The organism is Pusillimonas sp. NJUB218, assembly GCF_003788685.1.
GTDB lineage: Bacteria > Pseudomonadota > Gammaproteobacteria > Burkholderiales > Burkholderiaceae_B > Neopusillimonas.
On the sequence record NZ_NQMK01000001.1, the window covers coordinates 362,156 to 380,450 of the forward strand.

Here is an 18,295-nt window from a genome sequence, read left to right on the forward strand (position 1 = left end):
TGGGTTATGGACGGCACACGGCACTAAGTAAGGCCGCGTCGTCGTTTGCCGGCTGCCATTGTGCGCCGGTCAGGGTGCCGTCAGGGCTTAAGCTGGCGGCGCCGCCAAGGTCGGCGCGCAGTTGTTGCTTGCAATCGAAGGCTACCGTGACTGTGCGCGTAGGCTGCCAGCGTTCGATCAGGTAGAGCTCGGTGCGGGCCAGTTCGGGACGGGTTTCAGACCTTGCAATGGCTTGAGTGTCGACGGCAACGAACCGTGTGGTGACCGGCGCCAGGTATGTCCAGGGGGCCCATGGGGCGCTGCGTTCGCCAGTGCCCACAACGACAATATGGTTGGGCAGTGCGGACTCAAGTCTGGAAAACCAGGTGTATTCGTTCCAGACAGCGTAAGCAATGACCGAGGCCCCGATAGCTGCAGGCATGATCCAGCGTTCCATCTGACGCCCTGAACGGCGCATGAAGCGCCCGATAATGAATACGATGCATGCCGCCAAGGCTGCAATGGCCAGCATTGCGATGAAATCAGCCCACATGAATTGTTGTCCCTTGTTGTTGTAATTGAAGTAGCTTAAACCGGAACGCGCCGGCCGTGGCCGACGGCCGATTGCATGGTCCGCACGACGACAAAGGCGTCGCGCAGGTGGTTGCGCTCGAAGTCGGGCAAGTCGGCAGGCGTCAGGAAATTGTCGGGCTTTTCGCCTGCCCGAATAAGCTTGACCTGGTTGTCGAGGCGTAAAGTGGCGATCAGATCGTAAGCCGCAATGAGTTCGTCGGCGCCGCTGCTCGAAATAATGCCGGCGTGGCCTGCTGCCTGCAGACGTGCGCGCGTGTTGATGTCGGTCAGTTGCCCCATCAGGGCGTAAACCCGGCCCAGGTCGGTTACGGGTATTACACCATTGTGTTTCAGGTCTATTTGGTGGCGGTTGCGGGCGGTACGTACGGTAGAAAACCCGCGGATCAGGCCTAAGGGCGGGGTGTGTTTCAGGCTGTTGGCCACCATGTGTGCCATAAAAATTGTGTTTTTCGACGCTGCCAGTAATGTCTCGGCCTGCAGGTCGTGGTAAAGCGGCAGATGACCGCCAATAGGGCGCAGGTCGAACATGACGGAAGCCAGCATGTGCGACTCGGGGGCATGGCGCGTCATCCAGGTCCGGAAGTATTCGCGCCATACGCTGACTGGTTGGCACCAGCGCGGATTGATGGCCATCATGTCGCCTGGGCAATACACGTAGCCGCATGCGTTCAGGCCGTCGCACACAAAGCGTGCCAGCTGGGCAAAGTAAGGCATATCGTCGGGGCGTACGCTGTCGTCCAGAAACAGGCAGTTGTCTTGGTCCGACACACCGGTCTGCTCTTGTCGCCCCTGACTTCCGCAGGCCAGCCACAAGTACGGTACGGGCGGTTGCCCTAATCGCAATTCGGCCATGGTCAGCAGCCGCTGCGTGATGGCGTCGGTAATGTCGGTGACGTGGCGGGTAACGACCTCGTGCCGTTGTTGCCCCGCTACCAGTTGCACCAGCAGGCGCGGCAGTGTCTGCGCCAGCTTGACGAGTTGCTCGATGTTCTGGGCCTGACTGATATCGTGGATAAGCAGGGCGCTGCTAACGGCCTGAAACCGTGTGATGTCGGTTTGGGTGATGATGCCGTAAAAATGCCCGTAATGCACAATTGGCAAGTGACCAATATTGTTTTCCATCATGGTACGCAGCACGTCAGCACCCAAAGCGTTGGGGGGCAGTGTAGGCGGGTTGGGCGTCATGACCAGGCCAACTGGGGTGCGCGGGTCAAGGCCCTCGGCAAGTACCCGGTTTGTCAGGTCGCGCACTGTAATAATACCTACCAGTTGCTGGGTGTCGGCCTGCAGTACGCCTAGGCACGAAATGCTCTCGTCGCGCATGATTTGCGCGGCGCGCACCACGGGTGTGTCGGGAGAGCAGGCAATGGCCTTGCGGGTAATCAGGTCTTCGACCTTTAACGAATTGATGTCGGTAGGCCGGTTTTTAGTGCGGCTGCCGTAATAAAAATAGTGGTCGAACGCAGGTGAGTGGCGAATCAGCCGACGGAATTCGGGGGCGGGGATGAGCAGCGTTTCGGTGTCGGACCGGGCCTGTGCCGTGGTCGAGGCCAAGCCGTTGCCACTGCGCATAAGGCCGCGTTCGCCAAAGCTTTGCCGCCGCGATAGTTGCGATACCGTTGCGCCGTTGCGGTCGGTGATGTCGACGTCACCTGAGACAACAACGTATACGCCGTCCAGGGGTTCGTCGATATGGTAGATGTAGTCGCCGCTGCGGTAATGCCGCAGGCTGACCGTTCGGGCCAGTTGGGCGAGCTGTTCGCCCGGCAAGCTGTTGTAAGGGGCCAGGGTTTCAAGAAAGTCGCCAATATCAATCGGTGAGGTTGTCATGACCAGGCCTTTAAACGGTCAGGGTGCCCTGCGGCACCCTGAGTGTTGATCAATGAGGTGCCGGGCGGGCTTGCGCCGCCCGGGTCGATGGGTTAGTGGTGGGTGGCTGTGCCAGCGCCTTTAGGGATGCGGATGGACTCGACCAGATCTTGAACGTGTTGCGGCGGTGCTGCGGTAACCGAAGACACCAGGTATGCCACGATGAAGTTCAGTAGTGCGCCGACGGCACCGATAGACAGCGGCGAGATCCCGAAGACGTAGTTGGCTGCAGTGTCGGGCAGGTTGTTGGTGCCCGGAATAAAGAACCAGCCTTTGTAGACGAAGATATAAACCGCAGTAAAGATCAGGCCAATCAGCATGCCTGCAATAGCACCTTCTTTATTGATACGCTTCCAGAAGATGCCCATCATGAGCGCCGGGAAGATGGTTGCCGCCGCCAGGCCGAAGGCCAGCGCCACAACCTGTGCCGCAAAACCCGGAGGGTTAAGCCCCAGCCATGTCGCCACGACAATGGCAAATGTCATGGAAATGCGTGCGGCTGTCAGCTCGCCCTTCTCGGAGATATCGGGTTTGATAGACCCTTTGATAAGGTCGTGCGAAATAGCCGACGAAATGGCCAGCAACAAACCTGCCGCAGTAGACAACGCTGCTGCCAGCGCACCTGCTGCAACCAGTGCGATTACCCAGCCTGGCAGGGCTGCGATTTCGGGGTTGGCCAACACCATGATGTCGTTGTCGACTTTGGTCAGCTCGTTACCCTTCCAGCCTTTTTCTTCGGCCATTTTCATGATGGGCGAATCGGCAGGTGCTTTGTCGTTGTAGTACTGGATCAGGCCGTCACCGTTTTTGTCTTCGATGGCCAGCAGGCCGGTTTTCTCCCAGTTACGGATCCAGGAGAGTTCGGGTTTGCTGTCGATATCGGCACGCGAAATGGCAGGGCCGCTGGTGGCTGTGCTGGTGATAGCTGCCGGCCACATGGTGGTGGTCAGGTTAAGGCGGGCCATGGAGCCAACGGCAGGCGCTACGGTGTACAGCAAGGCAATAAACACCAGCGCCCAACCTGCTGAAGAACGGGCGTCGGCCACTTTCGGCACCGTGAAGAAGCGGATGATGACGTGTGGCAAGCCGGCGGTACCGATCATGAGCGACATGGTGAACAAGAACATGTTCAACCGATTGGGAGTGTCGGCCGTGTAGGCAGTAAAGCCCAGTTCGGTAACGACCTGGTTGAGCTTGGTCAGCAGGCTGATTTCGCCACCCGACGGGGCATAGCTACCAACTAACCCCAGTTGCGGCAGAATGTCGCCGGTAAGGTTGAGCGAGATGAACAGGGCGGGCACGGTGTAAGCAATGATAAGCACCACGTATTGCGCCACCTGGGTGTAGGTAATGCCCTTCATGCCGCCAAACACCGCGTACACAAACACAATGGCTGCGCCAATGTACAGGCCCATGTCGGTAGACACTTCGAGGAAGCGGCTAAAGGTAACGCCTACACCGCGCATCTGGCCAATCACGTAGGTGATTGAAATGATGATAAGGCAGATAACGGCCAGCAGGCGTGCCCCCCCCGAATAGAAGCGGTCGCCGATGAATTCGGGCACGGTGAATTTGCCGAATTTGCGAAGGTATGGCGCCAGCAACAGCGCCAGAAGTACATAGCCGCCTGTCCAGCCCATTAAGAAGGCTGACTGTGTATAGCCGCCTGTCGGTGCCAGCGCAATAATGCCAGCCATGGAAATGAACGATGCGGCAGACATCCAGTCGGCACCAGTAGCCATGCCGTTAAGCACGGGATGGACCCCCTGCCCAGCGGCATAGAATTCGGAGGTGGTGCCGGCCCGGGCCCAGAACGCAATGCCAATGTATATGGCAAACGTAAAACCTACAAAAATTAGATTAAGTACGAATTGATCCATGAATGTGCTCCTTATTCTTCTACGCCGTGTTCACGGTCGAGCTTGTTCATCATTTTTGCGTACACAAAAATAAGAACAATGAACACATAAATGGAACCGTTTTGGGCCATCCAGAAGCCTAGATCGGCACCGCCAACTGAAATGCCCATAAGTGCAGGGCGCAAAATAATGCCCATGCCGAACGAACATATAAACCAGATGACCAGCGATATCAGGATGATGCGGACGTTTGCCTTCCAGTAGGCGTCCGACGACGATTTGTCTACCATGCAAAGTACTCCTTGTCGTTATTGTCTTAAGCCGGGCAAACCTACACGCCCGGCCCCTCCTGCCAGGTTCGCCCTGGGGCGACGCCAAGCCGGCAAGGTAAAGGCTGGTAAACAGGCTTTACCTTGTCGTATCGGCGGTGCTGCAAGCAGCCTGTGGCTTTGGCCACACGCTGACGCATACAAAACAACCCCGCAGCTAGGCGGGGTTGAATAGTTATGATTGCTGTAGGGTTTTTTACGCCGAAGCCGACGCGTAGAACGAATGGGAGAACCAGGCCGCCGATGGGCCCGAACGATGCAATGGACGGATGGAACAGCCGCAATACGGAATGCTTCCTGCCTGCCATATAGGCACCCCCTTTTGGTGGTAACCCGCTTTTTGCGGATTGCTTCGGTGTAGCCCGAAGTGTTTGTCTCGTGCTTGCCAGTAATTATTGGTCTGGCTTTTTTTCCGATTCTATACCCATCGGTTTTGTTTGTGTAAGGTTTATTGATATGAATCCGGGAAACCCATGAGGGCCTCAAACAACAGTCATGAGAGCTTCATGCAACAGGTTTCCCGGGTTATGCTTTCGGTCTTAAACGGCCTGTGGTCAGGCCATACAGGTGTCCGATGATTTCTCTTTCTGCCATAGAAACGCTGCTGGCGTGTTGTTTTGTCCTGGTGGCCGGCCGTGTCCTTACCAGTCGTGTCGGTGTGCTCGCGCGCTACAGCATTCCAGACCCGGTAGTGGGCGGTATTTTGTTTGCCGTATTAGTCTTTTTGCTGACCGACTTTTCCGGGGTCACGGTGGCGCTCGAAGCTAATATCCGCCCCACACTGATGCTGATTTTCTTCGGCTGTGTGGGCCTGACGGCTAACCTTAAACTGCTTGCTGCGGGCGGGCCCCGGTTGATTGCGTTTCTGCTGGTGCTGATTCCGTTTGTGGTCTTGCAAAACGTCATTGGCCTGGGTATGGCCTGGCTGCTTGATTTGCATCCCCTTATGGGGTTGATTGCGGGTTCTATTACCCTGGTAGGCGGGCATGGTACTGGCGCGGCCTATGCGGGCAGTTTTGCCGACGTCAACAATATCCAGAACATCATGACGTTGGCTATGACGTCGGCAACCATTGGTTTGGTGCTGGGCGGGTTGATTGGCGGTCCGGTGGCCGAGCGGTTGCTCAAACGGCACAAACTGAAGGGCAGCTTGGATCGTGTCGATGCGGATCTTGAAGGCGGTAATGATGTTGCCGGCACAGCCGACAGCAACCGCCAGGCACCGCCCGATTCAAGCACTTACATCGTGTCGCTGACCGCGGCGTTTGTCTGTCTGGCTGGCGGTATTGCTTTGGCCGATATGGCACAAGACTGGCCGGTCAATATTCCCAATTTTTTGTGGTGCATGCTTATCGGTATTGTCATTCGCAACTTGGGTGGCTGGTTAGGGTTAAAGCTCGATGATCGGGCAACCGAAATGATTGGTACGCTTGCCCTGTCTATTTTTCTGGGCCTGACCATGATGACCCTGGATGTAGGCAGCGTGCTGGCCTTGGCCGGCCCGTTGGCCATTATCTTGCTTGTGCAGGCAATATTTGCTGCTGTTTACGCCAGCCTGGTCGTGTTCAGGGCGCTTAAAAAAGACTACGAGGCGGCCGTTATTTCCGCCGCATTCTGCGGGTTTTCTATGGGGGCCACCGCGACTGCCATTGCCAATATGCAAGCCCTGGTAAGGCGGCACGGTCCGGCACCCGAGTCCTTTATTGTGGTGCCGGTCACAGGCGCCTTTCTGGTCGACATCATTAACGTCACTGTGTTAACGACGTTCTTGTCGTTGCCTTTTGTCGGGGGGCTCTAACATGCTCAAACGACTGCTTCTGGCTGCGTGTTGTCTTGTGCTTGCCGCGTGCGGCCGGCAACCCGACGTCAGCACCTTGCGTACCGATATTGGCCAACGACTCGAAGCTACCTATGGCGAAGGGGTCTTTAAAATTGTTGAGCTCGACCGAAAAGGTTCGGCCACCGATAGTACGGCCCCAGAAGGCGAGGATCGCCGCGTGGTGTACTACGACATCGCGCTCGAATTTGATAAAGACTTCACTCTCGATGCCTGGGATCGCCCTGGCGTGGCCTCGCTAGTCACGTTGTTGGGTGCTGGGCCGCGTAGTATTTCGGGCGTGAAGTCTGGCGGAAACCTGGCTGGCGATCAGATCATCGCGCATGCCAGCGCAGTTTATGCCAAGAATGCCGATGGCCAATGGGTTTTGTCGACGCCGCCCGGAGTCAGCAATGCCCAGGCGCCCGCTATCGATACTGGCGAGCCGCAGCCGGTCTCCCGGCGCTTGCTCGCCACACTCGACGACATTTCTCGTTCGGTGGTGCGTAGTAACTCCAGCGCCGGCGAGCGCATTGTGCAGCAAGAGCTGCAGCGCTCTGTCGCGCGTATTAATGGCCGTCTTAGTCGCATGCAGCAAGGGTACCCGCTTGCGGGAGGCCCCGACCGAGGCGAGTATGTGGCTTTCGCCAGAGCGTTGGCTGCTTTGACACACGACGGCCAAACAAAAATTACACCATTAATTACTGGAGGCAGTGTCGACAATATCGAAATGCTGCGATCTGGCGATGCCGTTATCGCGCTTGCGCAGGCCGATGCGGCTGACATGGCATACGAGGGCAACGGCCCGTTTTATTCAAAAGGGGCGTTTACGAACTTGCGTGCCTTGGGCGGCTTGTATCCCGAACTGGTTCATATTGTGGTTCGCGATGACCCGGCCTACCGCGGGGTACGCAGCTTGAAGGGCAAGAAGGTGGCGTTGGGCCCGGCGGGTTCTGCGGTTCGCACCACGCTCGAACATGTACTCGAGGCACACGGTCTTCAGGCCGGCAAAGATTACACCGTGGTCGATATGCCGTTTACGGCCTCGTTGCCGGCGCTCACCGCCGGTGTTATCGATGCAACGGTGCATGTTATTGGTATCCCGGCTACGCCCCTGCGCGATGCCTTGGCCAAAGCGCCATTAAAACTGTTGCCCCTCGATGCGAAAGCCATTGAGGCTTTAATCGAAGATGAGCCGGCACTCATGGCGTTGAATATTGCCCAGGGCGTATACCCGGGGCAGGCTCAACCTGTGGCCACGGTAGGTATGGCGGCGTTGTTGCTGACGACCACAGAGTTAACCCGCGATGAAGCTATCGAACTGACGAGTCGCGTGTTTCAGGCAGGGTATGACTTGTTGGGTTATGGGTCGGCGCAAGGGGCGCAGGTGTCGGCCGCCAGCGCACGCATGGGCGTAACTGTGCCGTTGCACGACGGCGCCGACGAGGCATTATCGGCATTGGGTAATCGGCCCTAAATATAAAATATTTTAATCAAAATTATTAAATTCATTATATTGATTTAGCTTTCGGCCTGGCCGAGAATCTCTTCAACTAAAGTTTTAATCACTTTTTGAAGAGATTCTCGATATGAAGTTATGCCGGTTCTTTCCCGATCGTCTGGGTTTGGTCGAAGGCCAGACGGTTTACGATGTGACCCCCGCCCTGGCCTGCGTGCCGCAAGCGACCTACCCGTATCCGTTGGGTGATCAGCTCATTGCCAATTTGCCTGCGGTCATGGCCGAAGTTCAGCGCCTGAAGGCAACCGCGCCGGTGCTCAATTTAAGCGATCTGGCATTGCTCTTGCCTTTTGCCAACCCGGGCAAAATTATCGCGGCACCAGTCAATTACAAGAAGCACCTGCAAGAAGTGCTCGATGACCCTAACCTGCATCACAACAACCAGATCAATCATATCGAGCGGGCCGGCTTGTTTTTGAAGGCGCAAAGTTCGCTGGTTGATCCCAGTGTAGGTATTACTCAGGCTTTGCCCGATCGTCGTACCGATCATGAGGTCGAGCTGGTGGTAGTGATTGGCAAAACCGCACGCAATGTGTCGCGCGAAAAGGCGCTTGATTATGTGGCTGGCTATTGTGTGGGGCTCGACATCACAATTCGCGGCCCTGAAGAGCGCAGCATGCGTAAATCGCCCGATACCTATACCACCTTGGGGCCTTGGCTGACGACAGCCGATGAATTGCCAGATGCCGGTCATCTTGACCTGAAGCTGTCTGTCGACGACGAGCCTCGTCAATCGTCGAACACTTCGGAGCTGATTCTGGGTGTCGCCGCCCTGATCGAGTTTGGGTCGAAGTTTTACACCTTACACCCAGGCGATGTGATTTTTACCGGAACCCCAGAGGGCGTTGGCCCCGTGCACAGTGGTCAGACCATCAAAGCCAGTGTTCAACAACTGGGCGAACTGGTCGTAAAAGTGCACTAATTACTTGACCAAGGCAACCGATTTCACCTGGGCCCATACAGACTGACCCGGTTGCAATTGCAGCATGGCTTGGGCGCGTTGCGTGATACGGGCGGTGAGGGTGATGTTGTCGCGACGCAGCTGCACGCGCAGTTGTGATGGGTGGGTGTCAGGCGCTATTGAAACGACTTGGCACGGCAGGTGGTTCTGAATGCTGGTGTGTTCGGGCTTTTCTTGTGTGATGCTGACGTCGCGTGCCATTACAAGCAGCCGTACGTCTTGGCCAATGGCAAGATTGTTTTGTGATACCCAGAAATCGGCGGGACCGAGGGTGATGCGGGCCATTTGCCATTCGGAGTGCAGGTCGCTTACCCGCCCAATCAGCACGCTGCCGGCGTCATCGCCCGCAATTATCGGGTGCTCGGCATTGCCAAGTATGTCGTGTATTGGGCCGGAAGCCACCACTCTGCCTTGTTCCAGCGCGACCACATGATCAGCAAGCCTTTGCAGCTCGTTGGCTGAATGGGTGACGTAGAGCATGGGTAGCTTCAGCTGGTCGCGCAGTTTTTCAAGCCAGGGCATGACCTCGTCTCGACGGGCCTGATCCAGCGCGGACATGGGCTCGTCGAGCAGCAAGATCTGCGGGCCGCACGCGAGCGCCCGCGCAATCGCAACGCGCTGGCGCTCGCCGCCCGACAACCCGGCAGGTTGTCGGTGCAGCAGATGGCCAATGCCTAAAAGTGAGATTGCAGTGTCGAGCAGGCTTGACGACTGGGGTGTGTGCCGTTGCTTTAGCCCAAACTGCAGGTTGTCGCGAACATTCAGGTGTTCGAAAAGGCTGGCTTCTTGGAAGACATAACCTAGCAAGCGCTTGTGTGTCGGTACGAAAAGGCGTTGATCGCTGTCTTGCCAGACCTCGTTCCCAATGACTATTTTGGCGCGCTCCGGACGCTCGAGGCCCGCAACGCACCGCAACAGGCTGGTTTTGCCTGAGCCCGACACGCCATAAAGGACGGTAATGCCTTGCGCGGGTAGTACGAGATCGACCTGCAGCCGGAACCCTTTTCTGGGAAGTTCGATATTGACAAGCAGCGAGGAAGAAGGATCTGGCGTCATGATGATGAGTCTATTCAGGGCAGTACACGGGCGTTATTCTTGCGCAGAGCGGCCAGTGCAAGTAGCACAATAAAAGAGAACACCAACATGCCGCCTGCCAGCCAATGCGCCTGGGTGTATTCCATGGCCTCGACATGGCCGTAAATTTGGGTGGATACAACCCGCGTTTGCCCCGGAATATTGCCGCCGATCATCAGCACTACGCCGAACTCTCCGACGGTATGCGCAAAGCTAAGAATTGCGGCCGTAAGCAAACCGCTGCGTGCTTGTGGAAGGGCAACGGTAAAGAAGGCGTTGAGCGGGCTTGCGCCCAATGTGGCGGCCACTTCCATGGGGCGACGGCCCATGGCTTCGAAGGCGTTCTGGATAGGTTGAACGGCGAAGGGCAGTGAGAAAATAATAGAGCCGATTAACAAACCGGTGAAGGTGAAGGACAGTACACCCCAACCCATGGCCTGTGTGAACTGGCCCAACGGGCCGTTGGGCCCCATGGCGACCAGCAAATAGAAACCCAATACAGAAGGCGGCAGCACCAGCGGCAAGGTAACCAGCGCATGAATAGGGGCGCGCAACCCCGATGATGTGCGTGTCAGCCACCAGGCCAGGGGCGTAGCGACAATCAGTAAGACCAGGGTCGTCAGTGCCGAAAGTTCAATGGTAAGCCAAATGGCTTGCCGGGCCGCTTCATCAAACATCATGGCGTCGAAGATATGTCATGTCAGGGGTTCGTATGCAAACCATAACCATAACTGCGAATCACGTCGTGGGCTGCCTGGGTTTGCAGAAACTTTATCAACGAGGATGCGGCAGGGTTGTCTTTGCCCCGTGCCAGTACAACGGCATTTTGGCGAATCGGGTCGTAGAGTGCTTGAGGCACGATCCAGCTTGATCCGGCTTGTTTTTGGTCTGCAGCGTTAACTTGCGATAGGGCAACAAAGCCCATTAAGGCGTTTTCGGTGGCAACAAACTGGTAAGTCTGACCAATGCTTTCACCCACGACCAGGTTGGGCTGGAGTTGTGCGTACACCCCTAGGGCTTGAAGGGTTTGTTGCGCCGCAAGGCCGTAGGGCGCAAGTTTTGGGTCGGCAATCGCAATTTTTCCGGGTTGTGCTTGTTTTAATACATTGCCCTGGTCGTCAACGACCGACGGGTTCCGGCTGTACAACACCAGTTTGCCTATGGCGTAAGTCATTTGCGTCGGCGCCAGCGCCAGCGCCTCTTCAACAAGTTTTGCGGGCGTCTTGTCGTCGGCGGCCAGCAGAACATCGAACGGCGCGCCGTTCTTTATCTGCGCATAGAACCGCCCAGTCGACCCAAAAGACAGTGCAGCCTTGTGGCCGGTTTCAGCCTCGAAAAGCGCCGCTATTTTTTGCATGGGGGCGGTAAAGTTTGCAGCGACGGCAACCGAAACAGTGTCTGCCATGACAGTTTGGGTCGCAAAAACACCAATTAATACGGGGAAGATGACCTTACAGATATGATTCAGCATGAGCATTCTCGCTATTCCTATATTGAATAGCGAGAATGCTAGCACGATTTTTTACCGTTGTTCTAAGTATGAATAGCGAATATGATTTCAACAAACCCTGCATTCGGAGTAAACGCTTTTCAATGGTTATGTCTTCTTTACCCCTGAATACGTTGCTTGGCTACGAAGCCAGCGACAAGCGACTCGACATACTTCGGCGTATTTCTCATACGGGCTCTATTTCTGAAGCGGCGCGTTCTGCCGGCGTAAGCTATAAAGCGGCGTGGCAGGCCATCGAGACCCTAACAAATCTGGCTGGCACGCCTTTAGTTGAAAAGGCCGTTGGCGGTAGTGGCGGGGGTGGGGCCATTGTTACAGCGGCGGGACATCGATTGCTCGCTGCGGCCGATCGATTCATGCTGGCCAGACGGCAGGTCGCGGATCAAATTGCACAAGAGTATGCGGGCGATGGTGCCTCGCTTGTCAGCGGCGCGCTCGCGTTGGGCATGCGCACCAGTATGCGCAACCAACTGATGTGCCTGATTTCCGACATAAAGCGGGCAGGTGGTGCGGTTCGCGTTTATTTGTCGCTCGACGATGGTTCAACCCTTGTTTCCCGTATTACCAAAGAAAGCGCCCAGTTGCTTGCTCTTGAGTCAGGTCGCCAAGTAATGGCTATGTTCAAGGCAACGGCCGTTGAAGTGGCTTCTGCTTCAAATGAATGCGTGCATGCATCTTCCGAAAATCATCTTGACGGTGTATTGGTAAACACCGTGCGTGCAGGCAAGGTGAGCGAGGCAACAGTCACCTTGACATCGGGTGCGCAGGTGATTGGCTTTATGCAGACTGACACAACAGTCAAGAAAGGATCATTGATGACGTTGTGTGTTGATGAGGCAGCGGTCGTGATTGCGTCGCTGACATAAGATGCGCTTTGGTTGTCCGCGTTAATATGCGATCTGCCATCAAGGCAACAATTCGTCGTGGGTATCTTTAGTAAACACAAAGGGGAAAGTCATGACATATGGCAAACTGATACGTTCTACTGCTGCTGTGTTGGCGCTTGGGTTTGTGCTTGCCGGCTGCCAAGAAAAAGAAGGTCCGGCCGAACGTGCGGGTAAAGAACTCGACAAGGCAGCAGCATCGGTGGGCTCGGCCATTGAAAATGCTGGCCAAAAAGTGCAAGACGCCGCTAAGTAGCTTGCGGCAGTCTGGCGCGGCACAGGCCAAATAAAAAAGCCTGCCGGGTTTTAGCCCGGCAGGCTTTTTTTGGGATATCCAGGGGGAGATATCCTTTCATCAACGTGGGGTGCGCGCGTATTACTTGGGCATGATGACGGCGTCGATGACGTGAATAACGCCGTTGTCGGTGTTGATGTCGGTCTGGACCACATTGGCGCCATCAACCATGACTTTGCCGTCTTTCACCGACACGGTCAGCGGGCTGCCTTGTACCGTGGGCACTTGACCGGGCTTGACGTCGGCGGCCATAACCTTGCCGGATACAACGTGGTAGGTTAATACCTTGGTCAGGCCTGCTTTGTCTTTAAGCAAGGCATCCAGCTGGTCTTTGGGGATTTTGGCAAAGGCTTCGTCGGTGGGGGCAAACACGGTAAATGGGCCCGGCCCTTTCAGCGTGTCGACCAGGTCAGCCGCCTGAACGGCGGTGACCAGGGTATTGAAAGAACCAGCGGACTTGGCGGTGTCGACAATGTCTGCTGCATGTGCGGAACCCAGGGCAAGGGCCAGTGAGGCACCCATCAGAAAGCGTTTCATCGTTCACTCCTTGTTCGTTGCGAGACGGCGGGGCCGGTTTACTGTGGCCGCTGCCGTCGTTGCGGGTTGCGTCCGTTTCGTATGAACTGGACTGGTCTTTAATTTAAGGTCCCATTCAGTTGCTGTCCATAGTTTGTGCTAGACAAGGCTAAACAAAGCGGTTCAATAGCTGTTCAATATCTCTTAAAAATCAAACAAGTGAAACAAGATGATTGCACGCGTCCTGATGTAACGCCGTGCCCAGGCAACCTGGGCTTGCGCTAACATTCGCGCAAGCCACTGAGATTTTTCTACATGCAGACACTAAAACTTTCCGATTTGATTGCCCTGGGCTTCATGACGTTTGCGCTCTTTCTGGGCGCGGGCAATATTATTTTTCCGCCTCTGGTTGGCATGCTGGCGGGCGATGACATGGGTATGGCGTCGCTGGGCTTCCTGCTGACGGGTGTGGGGCTGCCGTTATTAACGATTGTGGCGCTGGCGCGCGTGGGTGGCGGTATTGCTGCGCTCACAGCGCCGATCGGGCGCGTGGCGGGCACAATGTTTGGCGTTTTGGTGTATTTGGCAATCGGGCCTTTTTTTGCATCACCGCGCACGGCCACGGTGTCGTTCGAAATCGGATTCTCGCGCTTCTTCGACGCCAGCGCGGGGCCATTGCTGGTGTATTCCGTTATTTACTTCGCCGTAGTGATGTTGATTGCGTTGTACCCAAACCGGCTCATCGACACTGTGGGCAAGTTCATCACGCCCGTGCTTATCGGGGCACTGGTCTTGCTGGGTGCTGCTGCGCTGTATGCACCGGCCGGCGACATTGGCAGTAGCCGCGGCGCTTATCAGAGCGCGCCTTTAGTACAAGGTTTTTTGCACGGCTACCAAACCATGGACGCTTTGGGGGCGCTGGTTTTTGGGATAGTCATTGTTAACGCCATAAGGGGGCGTAACGTTACCGACAGACGCTTGCAAACCTATTACGCCATATGGGCCGCTATTATCGCGGCCATTGGGTTGGCACTGGTGTATGTGTCGCTTATTTACCTTGGCGCAACCAGCGCGGGGTTGCACCCCGATGCCACTACCGGTGTCCCTATTTTGGCTGGCTTCACGCAACAGACATTTGGCCATTTTGGCAGTATTTTGTTGGCGGTTGTCATCGTATTTGCTTGCCTGACGACGGCGGTAGGGTTGATTACCGCCTGCGGAGAGTACTTCAGCGCCTTGCTGGGGGTTTCGTATCGCAAGGTCGTGGTCGTATTTTGCCTGTGCAGCATGGGCGTAGCCAATCTGGGTCTAACTCAACTGATTGCAGTTTCTGTTCCGGTTCTGGTTGGTATGTACCCTGTGGCCATCACGCTCGTGATGTTAAGCCTGATGGGGCGCTTCTGGCGATCAGCGCCTCGAGTATTTGTGCCTGCGCTGGCCGTCGCGGCTGTTTTTGGCGTTGCCGATGGCCTGAACGCTGCAGGTTTCGGTGCATGGCTACCCGAGTGGGTGAGTGCGTTGCCCGCCGCGTCTTTGGGGCTGGCCTGGTTGGTGCCGGTTTTTGTGGCTGTGGTGGTAGGTGTCTTGTTCGACCGCCTGGCGCCGGCACCCTAAGTGTTTTCCATAAGATTGACCCGTTTTATGCCCCGATAGCTTTGCCGTTTGCTATGATTTGTTCGACTTTTGTAACAAATTAACAGGACTCGGGCGTTTAGTATTTGCGCCCTCTCGAGGGATGTATGCGGCAAGGTATTTCGGTAGTTGATTCGGGCGTTGTGGCCTCGGGAAGAGCGGTCGCGCCAGCAGAATACGTGCTAAGGCCCAACGAAACCATCATTTCGAAAACCGACTTAAAAGGCAACATCACCTACGCGAACGACAACTTTGTTCGCATTAGCGGATACACCCGCGACGAGCTTATTGGTGCACCGCAAAGCATCGAACGCCATCCGTACATGCCTAAACAGGTGTTTGCCGATTTATGGTCAACCCTGCAAGACGGCAAGGCTTGGGGCGGGATGATTAAAAACCGCTGCAAGAACGGTGACGAGTATTGGGTGCTTGCTTTCGTGGCACCTATTGTAAAAAACGGTGAAGTCACCGGTTATACCTCTATTCGTGTCAAGCCGGCCGAGCAGGCCCTGGCCGCGACCATTGCGCTTTACGAGCGCCTGAATCAAGGCGACGACTCGACGGTACTGCACAATGGCGTGCCGACATCCATGTCGTTTTGGGCGCGCACCCGACGCCTGTTCCAGTTCTCGCTAAAAACCAAATTTAATTTAATGGCCTTGTTGGTCACGTTGGTGTTGGGGGGCAGCGGCGTCAACGCGGTGCTTAACGGTCGCATCAACGAACTTTATCTTCTCGTTCCCGAACTGGCCATTATTTTGGTGGGGTTGTATGCCCTGCGCCGTTCGCTTATTTCGCCGTTAACCGACGCCACTAAAATGCTGGTGTCTCTAAGCAGCGGTAACCTTTACGACCGCATTCCCGCACGCGGAGACGACGAGCTTGGCCAAATTAGCCAATGGCTGCGCATTCTGCAGGTCAATATCAAGTTGTTGGTGGGGCAAATTCAAGAAACCACCCATTTGGTCAACCAAAGCTCAGCAGGTATTGCCAGCGGTAACGCAGAGCTTGCCGAACGCACCGAAGCGCAATCGTCCAGCCTGCAAGAAACTGCGGCCGCCATGGAAGAAATCACCTCGACGGTCAAAAGCAATGCCGACAATGCCAACTCGGCCAGCGACCTGGTTCATAAAACCTCCGAGGTCGCGCGGGACGGGCGAACGTCGGTTGGGCAGGTTACGGCAGTCATGGACGAAATTTACGATGGCTCGCGCAAAATTAACGACATCATTACGGTGATTGACGGCATTGCATTCCAGACCAATATTCTTGCGCTGAATGCCTCGGTCGAGGCGGCCCGGGCAGGCGAGCAGGGCCGAGGGTTTGCGGTAGTGGCGGGCGAAGTACGTGCGTTGGCTCAACGCAGCGCAACGGCGGCCAAAGAAATTCGCGAACTGATCGTGACGTCGTCTGGCAATGTCGAGCGCGCCCACGCGTCGGTGCGTGACGCCGAAAAAACGATGGGCGAAATTCTGTCATCGGCCGACAAGGCTGCGCAGCTCATGATCGATATTGCCAACGCCAGCCGCGAGCAAAGCGTAGGGGTCTCGCAGGTCAGCGAGGCCATCGCCCATCTTGATCAGCTCAATGTCCAGAATGAAGCGCAAGTTGATGCGGTTGCCGGGGCGTCCCAACAAATGCGGCGGCAGGCCCAGTCGTTGTCCGAGCTGGTCAGCGAGTTCAAGATCGTAGCGCCCAGTCGCTAGGGTGCGTGCGCTTTAATGCGGGTGCGTGAGGTGCCCGCAGATTTCCTGGCGTCGTATATTGCCGCGTCTATCGCGGCAATACTGCCTTATGTCGACGTATAGCCACGCAAGCTGGCTAATTCAATACTGGCCGATACGCTGCCAGGTCACGTCGAGCTGATTTCTTCCTTTTCAAGCGCGTGTAGTACCCGCCGAGCATCATGAGCACGTTTCGAACGCCGCCTGCTAGTCGGCATTGAGCTCATGGACGGCTTTTGCCCATTAGTGGCTGTTTCATTTTGTTGCGATTTTAGGGGTAAAAACGGGGGGGATGCTGGGGAGAACCCACATTGCGCATGGCCGCCATTTCACTTAGTATTTTTTATGTCTTTAGTACTCACTACAATTTTTTTCGGTGTTTGCTACATTTTGAAGACAGGTTTCGAGTTTGTGGCCTCAATGCCAGGTGTTCGCAACAGGCCATTGGTAATTGCTGTATTACGTGCCTAACCGGCTCATCAGAGTTTTCGGGAGAAAAGTAATGAAGTTGTTAAAACAAATCACTGTTGCTGCAGCAATGGCAATGGGGCTCAGTGCCTTTTCGGGGTCGGCATTTTCAGCCGGCGACAAGATCCTGATCGGCGAGATCAATAGTTACAAAGCGTTGCCGGCCAACCTTGAACCCTACAAAAAGGGGTGGTTGTTGGCCCAAGAGCAGGTCAATGCCAAGGGTGGTGTGCTGGGCAAGCAGCTTGAAACCATCTTTCGTGATGACAACGCCAACGCAGGCGATGCCGTTCGTATTGCCGAAGAACTGATTTCGCGCGAGCAAGTTGATATTTTGACGGGTGTGACGCTGTCGCACGTCGGGTTGGCTGTCACAGACTTTGCCAAGCAGCGCAAGCGTTTCTTCCTGGCATCCGGCCCGTTAAGCGACAAGGTGGTCTGGGACAATGGCAACCGTTATACCTATCGCTTGCGCGCGGGTACGCATGCACTGTCTGCATCCGTAGCGCCCGCCGCCGCAGCACTGAACAAAAAGCGCTGGGCCCTGATTTACCCCAACTACGAGTACGGTCAGGCCGCCGTTGCGTCGTTTAAGTCCGAATTGAAGCGTTTGCAGCCCGATGTAGAGTTTGTGGCCGAACAAGCGCCGCCGTTTGGCCGTCTGGATGCCGGCCCCGCCGTGCAAGCGCTCGAAGACGCCAAGCCCGACGCTATTTTCAACGTTTTGTTTGGGCCAGACCTGACCAAGTTTGCACGTGAAGGTAAAACCCGTGGTCTGTTCGAAGGCCGCGAAGTGGTCAGCTTGCTGACCGGCGAGCCCGAGTACCTGGACCCATTGCGTGGCGACGCACCTGAGGGCTGGATTGTTACTGGCTATCCTTACAAGACCATTGATACGGCAGAGCATCGTGCGTTTATCGACGCCTATCAGAAGAAATATGACGATTACCCACGCCTGAATTCCATCATTGGTTATGCCACGGTCATGGCATTGGCCGCAGGTATCGAAAAGGCAGGCTCTACCGATACCGAAGCGTTAATCAAGGCATTCAAAGGGCTCGAGTTCAACACGCCGTTTGGACCTACGTATTTCCGCGAGCTCGATAACCAGTCGATGATGGGCATTTACGTAGGCCGCCTGGCTGTAGAAAACCGTAAGGGCGTCATGCCGACCGGTGAGTACATCCCCGGTGAGAAGCTTCAGCCTTCAGACGATTATGTGAAGTCACTTCGCAAGGCCGATTGAAGTCATCCAGAAGAGCCGCC

General features: G+C 55.8%; 16 protein-coding genes. 8 read left to right on the forward strand and 8 right to left on the reverse strand.

The genetic code is table 11. The annotated features are described in order from the left end of the window. Window positions 1–4: 4 nt before the first annotated feature. The 4 genes from CHR62_RS01690 to CHR62_RS01705 form a co-directional block, all read right to left on the reverse strand. Window positions 5–532 carry a hypothetical protein gene (locus tag CHR62_RS01690; RefSeq protein ID WP_123659795.1) on the reverse strand — a complete coding sequence of 176 codons (528 nt, stop codon included), beginning with the start codon at window positions 530–532 and terminating at the stop codon, window positions 5–7. Window positions 533–567: 35 nt separating this feature from the next. Beyond that, window positions 568–2,403 (reverse strand): DUF294 nucleotidyltransferase-like domain-containing protein, encoded by a 1,836-nt coding sequence (locus CHR62_RS01695; protein ID WP_093969747.1) that lies wholly within the window; start codon window positions 2,401–2,403, stop codon window positions 568–570. A gap of 92 nt (window positions 2,404–2,495) precedes the next feature. Then, the gene (locus CHR62_RS01700) at window positions 2,496–4,322 is read right to left on the reverse strand and encodes a sodium:solute symporter family protein (RefSeq protein WP_093969746.1); all 1,827 of its coding nucleotides are present in this window, start codon (window positions 4,320–4,322) and stop codon (window positions 2,496–2,498) included. A gap of 11 nt (window positions 4,323–4,333) precedes the next feature. Beyond that, complete coding sequence (locus CHR62_RS01705) at window positions 4,334–4,591, reverse strand: DUF4212 domain-containing protein (RefSeq protein ID WP_093969745.1); 258 nt, start codon at window positions 4,589–4,591, stop codon at window positions 4,334–4,336. Window positions 4,592–5,204: 613 nt separating this feature from the next. Here CHR62_RS01705 and gltS point away from each other — a divergent pair. The 3 genes from gltS to CHR62_RS01720 all read left to right on the forward strand — a co-directional run bounded on the left by gltS (window position 5,205) and on the right by CHR62_RS01720 (window position 8,887). Further along, the gene (gene gltS, locus CHR62_RS01710) at window positions 5,205–6,428 is read left to right on the forward strand and encodes a sodium/glutamate symporter (RefSeq protein ID WP_123659796.1); all 1,224 of its coding nucleotides are present in this window, start codon (window positions 5,205–5,207) and stop codon (window positions 6,426–6,428) included. A 1-nt stretch (window position 6,429) separates the two neighbouring features. Next, complete coding sequence (locus CHR62_RS01715; protein WP_123659797.1) at window positions 6,430–7,923, forward strand: TAXI family TRAP transporter solute-binding subunit; 1,494 nt, start codon at window positions 6,430–6,432, stop codon at window positions 7,921–7,923. A 112-nt stretch (window positions 7,924–8,035) separates the two neighbouring features. Continuing rightward, on the forward strand, window positions 8,036–8,887 hold the full coding sequence (locus tag CHR62_RS01720; RefSeq protein ID WP_123659798.1) for a fumarylacetoacetate hydrolase family protein: 852 nt from the start codon (window positions 8,036–8,038) through the stop codon (window positions 8,885–8,887). Here CHR62_RS01720 and modC read toward each other — a convergent pair whose 3' ends face one another. The 3 genes from modC to modA are packed head-to-tail and all read right to left on the reverse strand — an operon-like array spanning window position 8,888 to window position 11,405. Beyond that, window positions 8,888–9,982, reverse strand: coding sequence for a molybdenum ABC transporter ATP-binding protein (gene modC, locus CHR62_RS01725; RefSeq protein ID WP_123659799.1), 1,095 nt, complete (start codon window positions 9,980–9,982; stop codon window positions 8,888–8,890). A gap of 14 nt (window positions 9,983–9,996) precedes the next feature. Next, a complete protein-coding gene (gene modB / locus CHR62_RS01730) occupies window positions 9,997–10,680 on the reverse strand; it encodes a molybdate ABC transporter permease subunit (protein WP_370318026.1) in 684 nt (227 codons plus the stop codon). A 20-nt stretch (window positions 10,681–10,700) separates the two neighbouring features. Further along, a complete protein-coding gene (gene modA, locus CHR62_RS01735; RefSeq protein ID WP_233574798.1) occupies window positions 10,701–11,405 on the reverse strand; it encodes a molybdate ABC transporter substrate-binding protein in 705 nt (234 codons plus the stop codon). Between the two features lie 188 nt (window positions 11,406–11,593). Here modA and CHR62_RS01740 point away from each other — a divergent pair, with 188 nt between their 5' ends. Together CHR62_RS01740 and CHR62_RS01745 are read left to right on the forward strand one after the other, a co-directional pair. Continuing rightward, entirely contained in the window at window positions 11,594–12,376 is a 783-nt protein-coding gene (locus CHR62_RS01740; RefSeq protein ID WP_123659800.1) for a TOBE domain-containing protein, read from the forward strand. Window positions 12,377–12,467: 91 nt separating this feature from the next. Further along, window positions 12,468–12,650, forward strand: coding sequence for a hypothetical protein (locus CHR62_RS01745; RefSeq protein WP_123659801.1), 183 nt, complete (start codon window positions 12,468–12,470; stop codon window positions 12,648–12,650). Window positions 12,651–12,770: 120 nt separating this feature from the next. Here the strand turns inward: CHR62_RS01745 and CHR62_RS01750 are convergent, their stop codons facing one another. Next, window positions 12,771–13,226, reverse strand: coding sequence for a fasciclin domain-containing protein (locus CHR62_RS01750; RefSeq protein WP_123659802.1), 456 nt, complete (start codon window positions 13,224–13,226; stop codon window positions 12,771–12,773). A 294-nt stretch (window positions 13,227–13,520) separates the two neighbouring features. Here CHR62_RS01750 and brnQ point away from each other — a divergent pair, with 294 nt between their 5' ends. The 3 genes from brnQ (at window position 13,521) to CHR62_RS01765 (ending at window position 18,275) form a co-directional block, all read left to right on the forward strand. After that, a complete protein-coding gene (brnQ, locus tag CHR62_RS01755) occupies window positions 13,521–14,819 on the forward strand; it encodes a branched-chain amino acid transport system II carrier protein (RefSeq protein ID WP_093969737.1) in 1,299 nt (432 codons plus the stop codon). A 125-nt stretch (window positions 14,820–14,944) separates the two neighbouring features. Next, entirely contained in the window at window positions 14,945–16,543 is a 1,599-nt protein-coding gene (locus CHR62_RS01760) for a PAS domain-containing methyl-accepting chemotaxis protein (protein ID WP_093969736.1), read from the forward strand. Window positions 16,544–17,063: 520 nt separating this feature from the next. Next, window positions 17,064–18,275, forward strand: coding sequence for an ABC transporter substrate-binding protein (locus CHR62_RS01765; protein ID WP_093969735.1), 1,212 nt, complete (start codon window positions 17,064–17,066; stop codon window positions 18,273–18,275). Window positions 18,276–18,295 lie beyond the last annotated feature (20 nt).

Coding starts and splice junctions, on each gene's coding strand:
- CHR62_RS01695 (WP_093969747.1), bottom strand. CDS start 2,403: ATGACAACCTCACCGATTGATATTGGCGACTTTCTTGAAACCCTGGCC.
- gltS (WP_123659796.1), top strand. CDS start 5,205: ATGATTTCTCTTTCTGCCATAGAAACGCTGCTGGCGTGTTGTTTTGTC.
- CHR62_RS01700 (WP_093969746.1), bottom strand. CDS start 4,322: ATGGATCAATTCGTACTTAATCTAATTTTTGTAGGTTTTACGTTTGCC.
- modC (WP_123659799.1), bottom strand. CDS start 9,982: ATGACGCCAGATCCTTCTTCCTCGCTGCTTGTCAATATCGAACTTCCC.
- CHR62_RS01740 (WP_123659800.1), top strand. CDS start 11,594: ATGGTTATGTCTTCTTTACCCCTGAATACGTTGCTTGGCTACGAAGCC.
- modB (WP_370318026.1), bottom strand. CDS start 10,680: ATGATGTTTGATGAAGCGGCCCGGCAAGCCATTTGGCTTACCATTGAA.
- CHR62_RS01690 (WP_123659795.1), bottom strand. CDS start 532: ATGTGGGCTGATTTCATCGCAATGCTGGCCATTGCAGCCTTGGCGGCA.
- CHR62_RS01765 (WP_093969735.1), top strand. CDS start 17,064: ATGAAGTTGTTAAAACAAATCACTGTTGCTGCAGCAATGGCAATGGGG.
- CHR62_RS01720 (WP_123659798.1), top strand. CDS start 8,036: ATGAAGTTATGCCGGTTCTTTCCCGATCGTCTGGGTTTGGTCGAAGGC.
- CHR62_RS01750 (WP_123659802.1), bottom strand. CDS start 13,226: ATGAAACGCTTTCTGATGGGTGCCTCACTGGCCCTTGCCCTGGGTTCC.
- brnQ (WP_093969737.1), top strand. CDS start 13,521: ATGCAGACACTAAAACTTTCCGATTTGATTGCCCTGGGCTTCATGACG.
- CHR62_RS01760 (WP_093969736.1), top strand. CDS start 14,945: ATGCGGCAAGGTATTTCGGTAGTTGATTCGGGCGTTGTGGCCTCGGGA.
- CHR62_RS01705 (WP_093969745.1), bottom strand. CDS start 4,591: ATGGTAGACAAATCGTCGTCGGACGCCTACTGGAAGGCAAACGTCCGC.
- modA (WP_233574798.1), bottom strand. CDS start 11,405: ATGGCAGACACTGTTTCGGTTGCCGTCGCTGCAAACTTTACCGCCCCC.
- CHR62_RS01745 (WP_123659801.1), top strand. CDS start 12,468: ATGACATATGGCAAACTGATACGTTCTACTGCTGCTGTGTTGGCGCTT.
- CHR62_RS01715 (WP_123659797.1), top strand. CDS start 6,430: ATGCTCAAACGACTGCTTCTGGCTGCGTGTTGTCTTGTGCTTGCCGCG.